Source organism: Gallaecimonas pentaromativorans (genome assembly GCF_003751625.1).
Classification (GTDB): domain Bacteria; phylum Pseudomonadota; class Gammaproteobacteria; order Enterobacterales; family Gallaecimonadaceae; genus Gallaecimonas; species Gallaecimonas pentaromativorans.
Map to the genome: position 1 here is coordinate 137,596 of NZ_RJUL01000009.1, position 14,730 is coordinate 152,325.

13 protein-coding genes are annotated in these 14,730 nt (G+C 58.1%); 5 read left to right on the forward strand and 8 right to left on the reverse strand.

Features of this window, described 5'->3' with window-relative positions; all coding sequences use genetic code 11:
• Window positions 1-2: 2 nt before the first annotated feature.
• The 8 genes from cydB to choX all read right to left on the reverse strand — a co-directional run bounded on the left by cydB (window position 3) and on the right by choX (window position 8,103).
• Complete coding sequence (gene cydB, locus EDC28_RS16215) at window positions 3-1,142, reverse strand: cytochrome d ubiquinol oxidase subunit II (protein ID WP_198174044.1); 1,140 nt, start codon at window positions 1,140-1,142, stop codon at window positions 3-5.
• Window positions 1,142-2,704, reverse strand: a complete 1,563-nt coding sequence (locus EDC28_RS16220; RefSeq protein WP_123422306.1) for a cytochrome ubiquinol oxidase subunit I — start codon at window positions 2,702-2,704, stop codon at window positions 1,142-1,144. The genes cydB and EDC28_RS16220 overlap by 1 nt, the downstream gene beginning before the upstream one ends.
• Window positions 2,694-2,885, reverse strand: a complete 192-nt coding sequence (cydP, locus tag EDC28_RS16225) for a cytochrome oxidase putative small subunit CydP (RefSeq protein ID WP_050660611.1) — start codon at window positions 2,883-2,885, stop codon at window positions 2,694-2,696. The genes EDC28_RS16220 and cydP overlap by 11 nt, the downstream gene beginning before the upstream one ends.
• 311 nt (window positions 2,886-3,196) lie before the next feature.
• A complete protein-coding gene (locus EDC28_RS16230; RefSeq protein ID WP_123422307.1) occupies window positions 3,197-4,291 on the reverse strand; it encodes an NADH:flavin oxidoreductase/NADH oxidase in 1,095 nt (364 codons plus the stop codon).
• A 126-nt stretch (window positions 4,292-4,417) separates the two neighbouring features.
• A complete protein-coding gene (locus EDC28_RS16235) occupies window positions 4,418-5,158 on the reverse strand; it encodes a glycine betaine ABC transporter substrate-binding protein (RefSeq protein ID WP_123422308.1) in 741 nt (246 codons plus the stop codon).
• Window positions 5,158-5,985, reverse strand: a complete 828-nt coding sequence (locus tag EDC28_RS16240) for an ABC transporter permease (RefSeq protein ID WP_336391554.1) — start codon at window positions 5,983-5,985, stop codon at window positions 5,158-5,160. Before EDC28_RS16240 ends, EDC28_RS16235 begins: the two co-directional genes overlap by 1 nt.
• Window positions 5,985-7,172 (reverse strand): quaternary amine ABC transporter ATP-binding protein, encoded by a 1,188-nt coding sequence (locus EDC28_RS16245; RefSeq protein WP_050660615.1) that lies wholly within the window; start codon window positions 7,170-7,172, stop codon window positions 5,985-5,987. Before EDC28_RS16245 ends, EDC28_RS16240 begins: the two co-directional genes overlap by 1 nt.
• A 10-nt stretch (window positions 7,173-7,182) precedes the next feature.
• Window positions 7,183-8,103 (reverse strand): choline ABC transporter substrate-binding protein, encoded by a 921-nt coding sequence (gene choX, locus EDC28_RS16250; RefSeq protein WP_123422310.1) that lies wholly within the window; start codon window positions 8,101-8,103, stop codon window positions 7,183-7,185.
• Window positions 8,104-8,284: 181 nt separating this feature from the next.
• On the opposite strand from choX, the gene betI reads away from it, so the two are divergent.
• From betI to EDC28_RS16275, 5 genes are all read left to right on the forward strand, one after another.
• Window positions 8,285-8,866, forward strand: coding sequence for a transcriptional regulator BetI (gene betI / locus EDC28_RS16255; RefSeq protein ID WP_123422311.1), 582 nt, complete (start codon window positions 8,285-8,287; stop codon window positions 8,864-8,866).
• Window positions 8,867-8,878: 12 nt separating this feature from the next.
• Entirely contained in the window at window positions 8,879-10,324 is a 1,446-nt protein-coding gene (betB, locus tag EDC28_RS16260) for a betaine-aldehyde dehydrogenase (protein WP_123422312.1), read from the forward strand.
• A 9-nt stretch (window positions 10,325-10,333) separates the two neighbouring features.
• The gene (betA, locus tag EDC28_RS16265) at window positions 10,334-11,986 is read left to right on the forward strand and encodes a choline dehydrogenase (protein ID WP_050660619.1); all 1,653 of its coding nucleotides are present in this window, start codon (window positions 10,334-10,336) and stop codon (window positions 11,984-11,986) included.
• A gap of 26 nt (window positions 11,987-12,012) precedes the next feature.
• Entirely contained in the window at window positions 12,013-12,711 is a 699-nt protein-coding gene (locus EDC28_RS16270) for a TorF family putative porin (protein WP_050660620.1), read from the forward strand.
• Between the two features lie 403 nt (window positions 12,712-13,114).
• Window positions 13,115-14,635 carry a 2-isopropylmalate synthase gene (locus EDC28_RS16275; RefSeq protein WP_050660621.1) on the forward strand — a complete coding sequence of 507 codons (1,521 nt, stop codon included), beginning with the start codon at window positions 13,115-13,117 and terminating at the stop codon, window positions 14,633-14,635.
• Window positions 14,636-14,730 lie beyond the last annotated feature (95 nt).

Genomic DNA, 14,730 nt, shown 5'->3' on the forward strand with positions numbered 1-14,730 from the left:
CCTTAGTAGCTGCCAACCGGGTTGTTTTCGATATGCTGTGCATTAACCTTGCCCCACATCTTGTAGTAGCACCAGGTGGTGTACAGCAGGATGATGGGTACAAAGATGCAGGCGACGGCGAACATGATGCCCATGGTTTTGTGGCTGGACACCACATCCCACATGGTCAAGCTGCTGGCCGGGTCGAGGCTGGACGGCATCACGAACGGGAACATGCTGCCACCGGCGGTGAAAATCACCCCGGCACAGGCCAGTGAGCTCAGCACGAAGGCCAAACCCGCGCGGCCTTTGAGGCCCAGCAGCACGCTCAGCAGGGTGCAAAGGATGCCGAGGATGGGTGCCAGCCACAGGGCAGGTACCGCCTCGTAGTTGGCAAACCAGGCACCGCTTTTCACTTCTACGGTTTTATCCAGCACATTAAGGGCGGCGTTAGGGTCGCCCATCTTGGTGATGACGTAGCCGTCGATGCCAAAGTTGAGCCACAGGCCCGCCAGGATGAAGCCCACGATGGATACCACACCCGCGATACCAGCGTACTTGCGGGCACGGTCGGCAACAGCGCCTTCGGTGCGCAGGTGCAGGTAGTTACCACCGTGCAGCATCAGCATGGCCACGCTCACCACACCGCACAGGATGGCGAAGGGGTTGAGCAGTTGGAAGAAGTTACCGGTGTAGGTGGAGTACATCAGGCTATCGAGCTTGAAGGGCACCCCTTGCAGCAGGTTGCCAAAGGCCACGCCGAATACCAGGGCCGGGATGGACGAGCCGGCAAAAATGCCCCAGTCCCAGGCGCTGCGCCAGCGCGGATCTTTGATTTTAGAGCGGTACTCAAAGCCTACCGGGCGGAAGAACAGGGCAAACAGCACCAGCAGCATGGCCCAGTAAAAGCCAGAGAAGGCCACCGAGTACACCACCGGCCAGGCAGCGAAGATGGCGCCGCCAGCGGTGATAAACCACACCTGGTTGCCGTCCCAGTGCGGGGCCAGCACGTTCAGGGCAATACGACGCTCGGTGTCGGTTTTGCCGACAAAGGGCATCAGGGCACCGGCTCCCATGTCGAAGCCGTCGGTGATGGCAAAACCAATCAGCAGCACGCCGATCAGCACCCACCAGATTACTTTCAAGACTTCATAATCCATGATTAAGCCTCCACAGCCTTGGTTTCAAAGTGGTAGCGACCGGTTTCCAGCACGCTGGGACCACGGCGGGCATAGCGGATCATCAGGTACATCTCGGCGATAAGCAGCACGGTGTAGAAGAAGATGAAACCAAACAGACTGCCCAGTACGTCCCCTGCAGAGAGGGTGGATACAGACAGGTGAGTCGGCAGCACTTCGGCGATGGTCCAGGGCTGACGGCCATACTCGGCCACGAACCAACCCACTTCACAGGCGATCCAGGGCGCAGGCAGAGCGATAAGGGCGAACTTGAGCAACCAGCGCTTCTGACCGATGCGGTGGCGGGCACTTTCATAGAAGGCCAACGCGAACAGCACCAGCATGATGACGCCCATGGCCACCATCACCCTGAAGCTCCAGAACATCGGCGCCACTTTCGGGATGGAGTCGTTAACCGCTTTCTTGATATCGGCATCGGTGGCATCCACCACATCTGGGGCGTAGCGCTTAACCAGCAGGCCATAGCCCAGGTCTTTTTTCACCTCGTTAAAGGCGGCGCGGTTGGCCGGGGTGTCCTGGCCGTTTTTCAGTTTTTCAAGGATGGCGTAGGCCAGCATACCGTTACGGATACGGGCTTCGTGCTCGACTTGCAGATCCTTGATACCGATAACCGGCTCATCCACCGAGCGGGTCGCAATCAAACCCAGTACATAGGGGATCTTGATGGCGTAGTCGGTGTGCTCCGTTTCCTGATTGGGGAAACCAAACAGGGTGAAGGAGGCCGGAGCTGGGGAGGTTTCCCACTCAGCTTCAATGGCAGCCAGCTTGGCTTTTTGCACGTCGCCTACCTCGTAGCCTGACTCGTCACCCAGCAGGATGACAGACAGCACCGAGGCCAGGCCAAAAGAAGCGGCAATGGCAAAGGAGCGTTTGGCAAAGGCCACATCGCGCCCTTTAAGCAGGAAGTAGCTGGAGATGGCCAGCACGAACATGGCACCTGTGACATAACCGGCAGACACGGTGTGTACAAATTTCACCTGGGCAACCGGGTTGAAGACGAGGTCGGCAAAAGACGTCATCTCCATGCGCATGGTTTCAAAGTTGAAATCGGCACCGACCGGGTTTTGCATCCAGCCGTTGGCAATCAAGATCCACAGCGCCGAGAGGTTGGAGCCCAAGGCCACCAGCCAAGTCACCGTCAAGTGCTGCACTTTGGTCAGCCGTTCCCAGCCAAAGAAGAACAGGCCGATAAAGGTGGACTCGAGGAAGAAGGCCATCAGGCCTTCAATGGCCAGCGGCGCCCCGAAGATGTCCCCCACGTAGTGGGAGTAGTAAGCCCAGTTGGTACCGAACTGAAACTCCATAGTCAGGCCGGTAGTGACACCCAGGGCAAAGTTAATCCCGAACAATTTGCCCCAGAATTTCACCATGTCCTTATAGATCTGTTTGCCGGTGGTGACATACACCGACTCCATGATCGCCAGGACAAAGGTCATTCCCAGAGTGAGTGGCACAAACAAAAAGTGATACAGCGCCGTAACGGCGAACTGCAAGCGCGATAGATCAACGACATCATCACCGATCATTGTCGGACTCCTTGGATGCTGAAGGCGAGGCGTTTAGAAATTGGTTATCAATGGCCGTGTTGCCCTGGTCGACATTCACCGGCGAGCTGAAGAACAACACCTTGAGGGTGAAGATCAGCGCCAGCTTCAGCACCAGAATGGCAACAATTTCTTTCGCCAAGGAAGGGCGTTTTATGCCCATGGCGGCTCTCCTTAGTGAACCTGGGCTGAAGTATGCGCCCTACCCGCCTAGGCAATTTTGATTTGCCGCAAATAACTATCGGGCTAGCAGAAGAGAATTAAACCGCATCCCTGTCCTGAATCAGGCACATCCATGAACCGCAGACGTGAAACAAAACTATCGAGCAAAAACTATACAATACAATGACAAAGCTGCAAGCCTGCGGCAATTAGCCTGCCGCTGACATTGCTCGCCCCGCCAATACATCGCGATAAAGAACCATAAAAAAGGCCACCTCTAAGAGGTGGCCTTTTTTTAAACAACAGCCCGGGTTATTCAAAAAGTCCTTTTACGCCGTGAGGCTCACAACGCAAATATTGGGGCGAGGCGTGGGCCTTGTCACCAAGGGCGGCGGCGGCGTGCCAAGGCCAGCGCGGGTCATACAAGATACCCCGGGCCAGGGCCACCGCATCGGCATTGCCCTCAGTCAGTACCGCTTCGGCCTGGTGCGGGTCGGTAATAAGGCCCACGGCAATCACCGGCATCTTCACTTCAGCCTTGATGGCGTCGCTGAGCGGCACTTGATAGCTCGGGCCTACCGGAATTTGTTGCAAGGGTGACAAGCCACCAGAGGACACATGGATAAAGTCGCAGCCCCGTGCATCCAGCGCTTTGGCCAGCGCAATGGATTGTGGCAGATCCCAGCCGCCTTCCACCCAGTCGGTACCGGAGATACGTACCCCTACCGCTTTTTCTTTGGGGAAGACGGCGCGCACGGCGTCAAACACCTCCAGCAAGAGGCGCATGCGGTTTTCCAGGTTGCCGCCGTATTCGTCGCGGCGCTGGTTGCTCAAGGGAGAGAGAAACTGGTGCAGCAGATAGCCGTGAGCAGCGTGTAGCTCAATCACCTCGATACCGAGGCGGTCAGCGCGCTTGGCGGCGGCAACAAAGGCCGCCTTAACGGCCTCGATACCGGCTTTGTCCATGGCCTCGGGAGCAGGGCCGCCTTCCTGGAAGGGTTGGTCGCTGGCAGAGAAGGTTTGCCAGCCGTTGTCACTGCCAGGGGCAATGGCACCGCCACCGTCCCAGGGCTTGTGGGTAGACGCCTTTCGCCCGGCGTGGGCCAGCTGAATACCCAGCGGCATGTCGCTGTATTGGCCAATGGCCTTTAACACCTTGCCAAGGGCCTGCTCGGTGGCATCGTCCCACAGGCCAAGGTCGGCGTAGGTGATACGGCCTTCCGGCACCACGGCGGTGGCTTCAAGGATAAGCAGGCCAGCACCGGACTGAGACAAGGTGCCCAAGTGAATTTGATGCCAATCAGTGGCTTGGCCCTGGTCGGCCGAATACTGGCACATGGGGGCGATGATAATGCGGTTGGGCAACTCGACATGGCCGAGCTTGATGGGGGTAAAGAGCTGGCTCACGGCCGCCTCCTATAAAGTTGAATGGCTACTAGGGTAAAAACGTGAGCTCCATCACGCAAGACGGCACCAAATCCAAACCAGGGAACCAAAGGGTAACCAATAAAAAAGCCGCCCCAGGCGGCTTTTTTATTGGCGGGCGGCGCGCATGGCATCCAGTACTTGCCGTGGCGTCCAATGAAAGCCCTTCAAAATAGCGTAAGCCTTGGGGTGCTGCTCTTTAAGTGAACGGCTGACCAGGGTATGCACGCTCTCCCCTTGGGGATATATCCCCTTAGGGTCGTCGAGAAACCGCAGGTGCAGCTCTTCCACTATCAGGTGCGGCCACCAGGCAGTTACCACCACCGGGCGCCCTTCCTTGACGGCACGCTTAAGAAGATACCCCATTGCTGGCCCCGATCCGGGCAATAGTTTATTGCCAAGGCCGTAGGCTCCCATGGCCCTTTTGGTCAAGGTCATTAACCCGGCGCCGGGGTCGATACCCAAAATGGGGCCGCTAAAATCTTTAAGGTCGGTGATGCTTTGCAAGGGGCTATCTTGCGGCACTGCCAGCCCCAACTTGACCCCTTCAAGGTTGGGGCCCACGTCTTCCACCTTGGCCAGATACAGCTTGGCGTACTGGGCCTGGGTTTGCGGCAGCCAGGCAGAGACAGTGGCATCCACGCTGCCACTGGCCACCCCGGCCCACATGGCACCGGTTGTCACCGGCACCAGTTTGACGGTAAAACCGGCCGCCTCCAGGCGCTTTTGCACCTGCTCGGTGGCTGCCACCGCCGACGACCACTGCACGTAAGCCAGCTTGATGGTGTTGTCCTTTGGCGCCGAACAACCCGCCAGCAACAAGGCACAGGCCAATAACCATTTGCTCATTACTCCCGCCCCTTACCCAGTGCCTGGGTGATGCGGTCAAGGATCATCGCCAAAATCACCACGGCAATGCCCGACTCAAACCCCGCCGCCATGTCCATGCTGTTGATAGCACGCCACACTTCGCCCCCCAGGCCGCCAGCACCGATCATCGCCGAGATAACCACCATCGACAGGCTGAGCATGATGGTCTGGTTGATACCGGCCATGATGGTGGGCACCGCCAGCGGCAATTGCACCTTAAAAAGCTTCTGGGCAGGAGCCGCGCCAAAGGCATCAGCCGCTTCAATCAGCTCTTCTGGCACCTGGCGAATGCCAAGGGTGGTAAAGCGAATAGCCGGCGGCATGGCAAAGATCACCGTGGCAAAAATGGCCGCCACCGGCCCCAGGCCGAAAAAGGGAATGGCCGGGATGAGGTACACAAAGGCCGGCATGGTCTGCATGAAATCCAGTACCGGCATCACAATGCGATAGCAGGTCTTGTTAAGGGCAGCAGCAATACCGATAGGCAGCGCCAGCACAATGCTCGACAAGGTGGCAAACAGCACCAGAGTGAGGGTCTCAATCATCGGGTACCAGAGTTCCAGGTTCCAGATGAGCCCAAGGCCTAGGGCCGAAGTGAGCGCAAAGCGCCAGCCCTTAAGGCGCCAGGCAATAACGGCGGTGGCCAGGATAAAGGCCCACTCGGGGATCCACATCAAGCAATCAATCACCCAGTCGATGGCCTGTTCGGTGCTGTCGCTAATGGCGCGGGTGGCATTGGAAAATTGGCTGGTCAGCAGGTCGATGCCATCGGCTATCCACTGCCCCAGCGGGATACGGTCAATCATCATTGCACTCCTGCCAGTTCGGACAACACGGCGCCTTTCAGCACCACCCCTTGGATCTTCTGCTGCTCATCCACCACCGGCAGCGGGTAATGGATACCGTCAAAAAGCGGGAACAGCTGGGCCAGGGCATCGCCTTTGGCAACGCTGCGCACATCGGTATTGACGTAAGCCTCCAGGTTTTCAGCTTTGTCGGCCAAGGCCTTGGCGATGGCGTCCAGCTCAATCCAACCCACCAGGGTGCCTTGGCGGTCGGTTACCAGAGCGTGGTCCCAGCCTTCTTCGTTGAGGGTATAGAGGGCGGTGCGCGGCCCCTGCCCGGCTTTGAGTACGCAGCGGGCCTGGGTCATGGCGTTTTCGGCGGTCAGCACCCCGGACATATCCACCCCTTCCACAAAACGCGCCACATAAGGGTTGGCCGGTTGGGTGAGAATTTCCTCCGGGGTGCCGGCCTGGGAGATAAGGCCGTCTTTTAACAAAATAATGCGATCGCCTATCGCCAGGGCTTCATCAAGGTCATGGGTAATGAAGATGATGGTCTTGTGCATCGCCTCTTGCAGCGCCCGAAGCTCCTTTTGCATGTCCCGGCGAATGAGAGGGTCAAGGGCTGAAAAAGCCTCGTCCATCAACAGGATATCCGGGTCTGCCGCCAGCGCCCTGGCCAGGCCCACCCGCTGCTGCATACCGCCGGAAAGGGCCGCCGGCTTGGCGTTCTCCCAGCCTTCCAGGCCCACCTTGCTTAAGGCGTCCATGGCTTTTTGGCGGCGCGTTGGTTTGTCCATCCCCTGCACCTCCAGGCCAAATTCGGTGTTGGCCAGCACGGTGCGATGGGGCATCAGTGCAAATTTTTGAAACACCATGCCGAATTTTTCACGGCGCAGCTCGCGAAGGGCCTTGGCATCGAGGCTACAGATATCGGTGCCGTCGATTTCCACCTTGCCTTGGGAAGGCTCAATCAGGCGGTTAAGGCAGCGCAGCAAGGTGGATTTGCCGGAGCCCGACAACCCCATGATCACCAACAGCTCGCCCCGTTTTACCTCGAAACTGATGTCCGCCAGCCCCAAGGTACTGCCGGTGGCTTTGAGGATGTCGTTTCTGCCCTCTCCTTTATGGTGGCGGGCAATGACCTCCTTGGCATCCTTGCCGAAGACCTTGTACAGCTTGTCGACTTTAAGAATGGCGTCACTCATCAAAAGCCCCTTATTGCCAGCGGCTAAGGGCCGGGGTGCCGTCGGTGTTGGTCACACCGGCTAGCCAGGTTTTCAGCAGCTCGGGGTGGTCTTTGAGATAGGCCTTGGCGGCGTCTTCGGCGCTCTGGTGGTCATTCATGATGGCGTCCATCAGGTGGTTTTCCATGTCCACGGTGAAGGTCAGGTTGTTAAGGAAGTGCCCGACATTGGGGCAAGTCGCCACATAGCCTTTGCGGGTTTGAGTGCGCACCGTGGCCGCGCCGTAATCGGGGCCGAAGTAGTCGTCACCGCCTTTGAGGTAGGTGATGTCGAGCTTGGTGTTCATGGGGTGCGGCGCCCAAGCCAGGAACACTACCCAGTCCTTGTTTTGGGTAGCGTGCTTAACCTCTGACAGCATCCCTGCCTCGGATGACGACACCAGGCGGAACCGGCGCAGCCCAAAGGCGTTGTCGTGAATCATATTCTCGACAATCTTGTTGCCGTCGTTACCGGACTCCAGGCCGTAGATGCGGCCACGAAACTCGCTCTTGTGCTCGGCCAAGTCTTTAAAGGATGTCACCCCGGCCTTGGCCACATAGCTGGGTACCGCCAGGGTGTATTTGGCGCCCTTGAGGTTGGTGGTCACGGTTTCTACCGCGCCAGAGGCTTCATAGGGTTTGACGATACTGGCCATGGACGGCATCCAGTTCCCCAAAAACACATCAAAGTCATTCTGTTTAAGCCCGGCGTAGGCAATGGGTACCGAGACCGTCTTGCTGTCGGTGTCGTAGCCCATTTTGTCCAGCAGCACCCTTGCTACGCCGGTGGTGGCCTGAATGTCGGTCCAGCCGACTTCGGCAAAGCGCACTTTTTGGCAGCTGTCGCTAACAGCGGCCTGGGCGGAGGTGGCGAGAAGGGTGCCCAGCATCAGGGTCAGAACGTGCTTTTTCATGGTGTTAGCTCCTTGGGTTGCTGCGCCTGGCCGACCATCTCGTGCTGCAAAACTGGCAGCCGGTATGGCCCGTGACAGCGCATTCAATTTCATTCGCTTGCTAAACATTAAAACGTTTCTTTATTGAATGTTCAATCAATAAAACGTTAGAGTGAAAAAGAACCTGAAGCGGAGAAGCGGTATGCCCAAGGTAGGAATGGCCCCGGTAAGGCGCGCCCAACTGATTGAATCGGTGATCCGATGCATTGACGACGGCGGCTTATCAAAAGCCACTTTCAAGTCTGTCAGCCAGGATGCTGGCGTATCAGCCGGGATCATCGCCCACTACTTTGGCAACAAGCAGGGGCTGATTGACGCCACCATGCGTCATTTGCTCAAGAACCTTTTTGCCGACTTAAAAATGGCGGTGAGCGCCTTTGACAAATCAAGCGTACAGGAACGACTTTGCGCCATGGTAGAGGTCAACTTCGATGGTAGCCAGCTTCGCAAAGCCATAGGCCGCACTTGGCTCAGCTTCTGGGCTGAAAGCGCCTTTCAGCATGATTTGTCGCGCCTGCAAAACGTCTATGTGGGCCGGATGCAAAGCCTGCTGCGCCACGAGTTTGCCAAGGTGCAGCCAAGGCCCCTTGCCAGAGACAACGCCAAGCTGCTGCTGTCGGCCATCGACGGCGAGTGGCTGCGCACCAGCCTGGAAGGCGACAGATCCGATCCGGCCGCCATCCGCCAACGCATCAGCCGCTTGATTGCCTTGCTGCTCAACTGACGAGGACGCCTTATGAACTCCCTCCCCCTTTATATTCATGGCCGCCATGTGGATGCCCAAAGCAAGCAATGCTTTGACAACATCAACCCGGCCACCGAACAGCGCCTGTGCCAGGTGCAAAAAGCCGGCGCCGCCGATGTCGAGGCCGCGGTCGCCTCCGCCAAGGCCGGTTTCAAGATTTGGTCAGCCATGAGCGGCATGGAGCGCAAACGCATCCTCGATAAAGCGGTGGCGCTGCTGCGCCAGCGTAACGACGAGTTGGCCAAGATTGAGGTGCTGGATACCGGCAAGCCGCTTGCTGAGGCCATCGAAGTGGATGTGGTCACCGGCGCCGACGCCATCGAGTTTTATGCCGGGCTGGCACCGGCCATTGCCGGCGAGCAGGTGCCCCTTGGCGATGAGGCCTTCTTTTATACTCGCCGCGAACCCTTAGGGGTGTGCGTGGGCATTGGCGCCTGGAACTACCCCATTCAAATTGCCTGCTGGAAGGCGGCGCTCGCCCTTGCCACCGGCAATGCCATGATTTTTAAGCCCGCCGAGCTAACCCCCACCGGCGCCTTGAAGCTGGCCGAAATTTTCACCGAAGCCGGGCTCCCCGATGGCGTTTTCAACGTGCTGCAAGGTGACGGCGAAACCGGCGCCCTGCTCACCGCTCACCCCGGCGTAGCAAAAGTGTCGCTGACCGGGGAAGTCGGCACCGGCAAGAAAGTGATGGCCGCCGCCGCTGGCACCTTAAAAGAGGTGACCATGGAGCTTGGCGGCAAAAGCCCGCTGATCATCTTTGACGACGCCGATCTCGACGACGCTGTTAGCGCTGCCCTGCTTGCCAACTTCTATACCCAGGGCGAGATTTGCACCAACGGCACCCGGGTATTTGTGCACCACAGCCTGCACGGCGCCTTTGTTGAAAAAGTGGTTGAGCGCAGCCGCGCCATTCGCGCCGGCGACCCCATGGATATGAACACGCAGCTCGGCGCCTTGATAAGCACCGGCCACATGCAGCAAGTGCTTGGCGCCATCGAACAAGGCAAAAAAGACGGCGCCCGCCTGGAAGTGGGCGGCAACCGTATCGGCAGCACCGGCGCCTTTGTCGAGGCCACCGTCTTTAGCGGCGTTACCGACGACATGGCCCTGGCCCGCGATGAAATTTTTGGCCCGGTGATGAGCATCCTCACCTTTGAAGACGAGCAAGAGGTCATCGAACGGGCCAACAACACCGACTTTGGCCTGGCCGCCGCCGTCTTTACCCGCGATCTCAAGCGCGGCCACCGGGTTATTCACCAGCTCCAGGCCGGCATTTGCTGGCTTAACGCCTACAACCTCTCACCGGTAGAAATGCCCGTGGGCGGTTACAAAGCCTCCGGCATCGGCCGTGAAAATGGCCTTGAGAGCATCCGCCACTACACCCAAGTCAAAAGCGTTTACGTCAATCTCGGCGGCGTTGAGAGTCCGTTTTAAGGAGGCAGTATGAAATCCTTTGACTACATCATCATCGGCACCGGCTCGGCAGGCTCGGTGCTGGCCAACCGGCTGTCAGCCAACCCCGAGCACCGCGTGCTGGTACTGGAAGCGGGCCGCCGCGACGACACCTGGAAGGTGCAAATGCCAGCGGCGCTGACCTACAACCTGATGGACGACAAGTACAACTGGTACTACCAAACCGAGCCGCAAGAGCACATGAACAACCGCCGCTGCTACTGGCCCAGGGGCAAGGTGTGGGGCGGCGGCTCCTCGTTAAATGCCATGGTCTATGTGCGCGGCCACGCCGAAGATTACAACCGCTGGCAGCAACAAGGCGCCGAGGGTTGGTCTTATGCCGACGTGCTGCCGTACTTTCGCCGCTCAGAGACTTTTGAGCTTGGCAGCGACAGCTACCGGGGCGATAACGGCCCGTTGAAGGTTACCCGCGGCAAAATCAAAAACCCCCTTTACGAGGCCTTTATCCGCGCCGGCCAGCAGGCCGGGTATCCCTATACCGAAGACATGAACGGTTATCAGCAAGAAGGGGTGGGCTGGATGGATATGACCATCTTCCAGGGCCAGCGTTGGTCAACCGCCAAAGGGTACTTGCGCCCGGCTCTGACTCGCCCTAACCTTCGCGCCGAAACCGGCGCCCTGGTCACCCGCATCCTCTTTGAAGGCCAGCGGGCGGTGGGGGTTGAGTACCGGCAAAACGGCCAAACGGTGCAGGTAAAAGCGCAAAAGGAAGTGATCCTTAGCGGCGGCGCCATTAACTCGCCACAGCTGTTGATGCTGTCCGGCATAGGCCCGGCCGATGAGCTAAAAAAACACGGTATTGAGGTGGTGGCAGACCTGCCCGGCGTGGGCCAGAACCTGCAAGACCACCTTGAGATTTATGTACAGCAAGCCTGCACGCAGCCTATCACCCTGTTTAAAGCGACTAAGCTCCATAACATGGCCATGATGGGCGCACAGTGGTTTTTAACCCACACCGGTTGGTGTGCCACTGCCCATTTGGAGGCAGGCGGCTTTGTTCGCCGAAATAACGAAGTGGAACACCCGGATATTCAGTTTCACTTTTTACCCGGGCTGGTGAATGACCATGGCAGAGACCAAGGTGACACCCATGCCTTTCAGGTACATGTGGGGCCCATGCGTCCGGTATCCAAAGGTTTTTTGGCGCTCAAAAGTGCCAATCCGGACGATCACCCCATTATCCAGCCCAATTACTTGGAATCTGAGCAAGATCGCATAGAAATGCGCGATTCGGTAAAAATTACCCGTGACATTTTTGCCCAAAAAGCGTTTGATTTATTTCGTGGCGAGGAGATCCGGCCAGGTTCCAGCTGTACCACGGACAAAGACATCGATGCCTTTGTTCGTGAAAAAGCGGACTCCGCCTATCACCCCTGCGGTACCTGCAAAATGGGCACAGATCCCATGAGTGTGGTAGACAGCCAAGCCAAAGTGCATGGCGTTGCAGGGTTAAGGGTGGTGGACGCCAGTATCATGCCCAGCATCGTGTCAGGCAATTTAAATGGCCCGACCGTGATGATGGCGGAGAAATGTGCCGATCACATTCTAGGGAACGAGCTGCTTGCACCTTCTTCGGTCCCGGTTTTTGACTGGCGCAAAGACACTCCGTCTTATCAGGGCTAAGCAAAAAACCAACAGAAGGGAACGACATGAAAAAAGCATTGATTGCGTCAGTCATCGCCAGCAGTTTTGCGTTTGCCGCTAACGCCACCGACTATTCCGCTACCTTGACCGGTGCCAGCGATTATCTGTTCAACGGTATCAGCCAAACCGGCGAAGATCCGGCCATTCAAGGCAGTTTTGATATTGGCTTCGACAACGGCTTCTACGTGGGCACCTGGGCGTCCAACGTGGATTTTGGCTCCGGTGACGACGCCAACGCCGAGTGGGACTTCTACGCCGGTTACAGCCAGGATTTTGCCGATGGCTGGAACTACGATCTGATGATCAACCAGTACACCTACGTGGGTGAGTCCGATTACAACTATCCCGAAGTGTCTGCGGCCATCACTGCCCCCACCGACACCACCCTGCGGGTTTGGTACACCTGGAAACAGTTCGGCCAGAGCAACCTGGACCACACCTACGTCCAGCTGCACCAGGGCTACGCCATTGACGAGATCTGGGGCCTGGAAGCGGCTTACACCTACAGCAAAGCCTTGTCTGGCCCCGGCGCCGACACGTATTGGTACGGCAAGGACCACTACAGCAACTGGCTGGTGGGTGTAACCGCTTCCTACCAAGGCTTTGATTTTGCCCTCAACTGGCAAGACACCGATATCGACAACGCCAAGGAAGCAGATGGCCGCATCTTCTTCTCCGTGTCCCGGACCTTTGATTTCAAATAAGACTTATCGCATCAGGGCAGGTGTTTGCCGCGCCCTTGATGAATAAACCTCCAACGAGGGCTAGAATCGTTCTTGTCCTCCCTTAGCCTGGCTTGCCAGACGCTAAGATGTTTCGCCGCCACTCCCTTGGCGGCGATTTTTTTTGTTGACTTCCCATGAAAACCCATGCAAGTTCTTCTGCATGAATATGTCAGGCAGCGTTACCTCACCCCAGCATCACGGCCACACAATGGACCGCGATTTTCTGTGCCTGAACACCAACCTCCTTCTTGGTCTCCTCCTCCTTCTTAAGCGCGGGAGCGGGCACCTTTTGTAATTTGAAACGCCAACAGGCAACCAGATTTCAAAAAAACCCGCTCCCCAAGAGCGGGTTTTTTTATGGCTTATTTTCAGGAGAATTCACATGTCAGACAAAGTCATCATTTTCGACACCACCTTGCGGGACGGCGAACAATCCCCCGGCTGCGCCATGACCCTGGCCCAAAAGCGCCGCATGGCCAAATCCCTGGGCGCCCTGGGGGTTGACGTGATTGAAGCGGGCTTTGCCGCGGCCAGCCCCGATGACTTCAACGCTGTGGCCTCCATCGCCCGCGAAGTCAAAGGCCCCACCATCTGCGCCCTGGCCCGCTGCAACGACAACGACATCCGCGAAGCCGCCCGCGCCCTGGAAGAAGCCGAGAAAAAACGCATCCATGTCTTTATCGCCACCAGCCCGCTGCACCGCGAGCACAAGCTGAAGATGACCAAAGAGCAGGTGATTGAGCGGGCCATCAACGGCGTGAAACTGGCCAAGAGCTTTGTAGACGACGTGGAATTTTCCTGTGAAGACGCCACCCGCACCGAGAAGGATTACCTGGCCCAGGTGGTAGAAGCCGCCATCGAAGCCGGCGCCACCACCATCAACATCCCGGATACCGTCGGTTACACCACCCCCACCGAGATGTTCGAAACCATCGACTTTTTGAAAAAGCACGTCGGCAACATCGAGCAAGCCATCATCTCCACCCACTGCCATGACGACCTGGGCCTGGCCGTAGCCAACAGCCTGGCCGCCGTGGAAGCGGGCGCCCGCCAGGTGGAATGCACCTTGAACGGCATCGGCGAGCGGGCCGGTAACTGCGCCCTGGAAGAAATCGTGATGGCCATCAAGACCCGCGCCAACCACTACGGCCTGGACACCGGCGTACGCACCGAGCAAATCCTGCCAAGCTCGCGCCTGCTGTCGGCCATCACCGGCTCTGTGGTGCCCCGCAACAAGGCCATCATCGGCGACAACGCCTTTGCCCACGCCTCCGGCATTCACCAGCACGGCATGCTGAGCCACCCCGAGACTTACGAGATCATGCGCCCGCAATCCATTGGCCGGGTTGATACCAGCCTGGTACTGGGCAAACACTCTGGCCGCCACGCCTTGGTGGACAAGGTTAAAGAGCTGGGTTTTGACGCTGCCAGCGAAGACATCGACCGCATCTTTGCCGACTTTAAAAACCTGGCCGACCGCAAAAAACACATCACCGACGCCGACATCGAGGCGCTGGTCGTTGGCCAGGCCAACACCGGCCCCTGGCAGCTGGCCCAGATGCAGGTGACCTCCGGCACCGGCGACGCCATTGCCTCAGCTGCCGTCTTTATTATTGGCCCCGACGGCAGCGAGCACCGTGAAGCCGCCACCGGCGACGGCCCGGTCGATGCCGCGTTTCGCGCCATTGAACGTGCCACCGGCATGGAGATCCATCTCGAGGGATTGTCAGTAAACTCCATTTCCGAAGGCATCGATGCCCAGGGTGAAGCCCAAGTGCGCGCCCGCTTTGCCGGCCAAAGTTTCCATGGCCGCGGCACCTCCACCGACATCGTTGCCGCCTCCGTGTCCGCCTTTATGGACGTCATAAACCGCATCAGCCGTCAGATGGCTAAGGCCAGCTAAGGAATGCCCAGCATGAAGCACGCTCAGACAATCACCCGGCAATCCGTAGCGGCTGTATCAGCCGTCGTCCACGTGGCCAAAGCCAGCTAAGGAGC

Bases quoted from the DNA above. Each gene is read 5' to 3' on its own strand.
- EDC28_RS16220 (WP_123422306.1), bottom strand. From the start codon at position 2,704: ATGATCGGTGATGATGTCGTTGATCTATCGCGCTTGCAGTTCGCCGTT.
- cydP (WP_050660611.1), bottom strand. From the start codon at position 2,885: ATGGGCATAAAACGCCCTTCCTTGGCGAAAGAAATTGTTGCCATTCTG.
- EDC28_RS16235 (WP_123422308.1), bottom strand. From the start codon at position 5,158: ATGAGCAAATGGTTATTGGCCTGTGCCTTGTTGCTGGCGGGTTGTTCG.
- EDC28_RS16240 (WP_336391554.1), bottom strand. From the start codon at position 5,985: ATGATTGACCGTATCCCGCTGGGGCAGTGGATAGCCGATGGCATCGAC.
- EDC28_RS16245 (WP_050660615.1), bottom strand. From the start codon at position 7,172: ATGAGTGACGCCATTCTTAAAGTCGACAAGCTGTACAAGGTCTTCGGC.
- choX (WP_123422310.1), bottom strand. From the start codon at position 8,103: ATGAAAAAGCACGTTCTGACCCTGATGCTGGGCACCCTTCTCGCCACC.
- betI (WP_123422311.1), top strand. From the start codon at position 8,285: ATGCCCAAGGTAGGAATGGCCCCGGTAAGGCGCGCCCAACTGATTGAA.
- betB (WP_123422312.1), top strand. From the start codon at position 8,879: ATGAACTCCCTCCCCCTTTATATTCATGGCCGCCATGTGGATGCCCAA.
- betA (WP_050660619.1), top strand. From the start codon at position 10,334: ATGAAATCCTTTGACTACATCATCATCGGCACCGGCTCGGCAGGCTCG.
- EDC28_RS16270 (WP_050660620.1), top strand. From the start codon at position 12,013: ATGAAAAAAGCATTGATTGCGTCAGTCATCGCCAGCAGTTTTGCGTTT.
- EDC28_RS16275 (WP_050660621.1), top strand. From the start codon at position 13,115: ATGTCAGACAAAGTCATCATTTTCGACACCACCTTGCGGGACGGCGAA.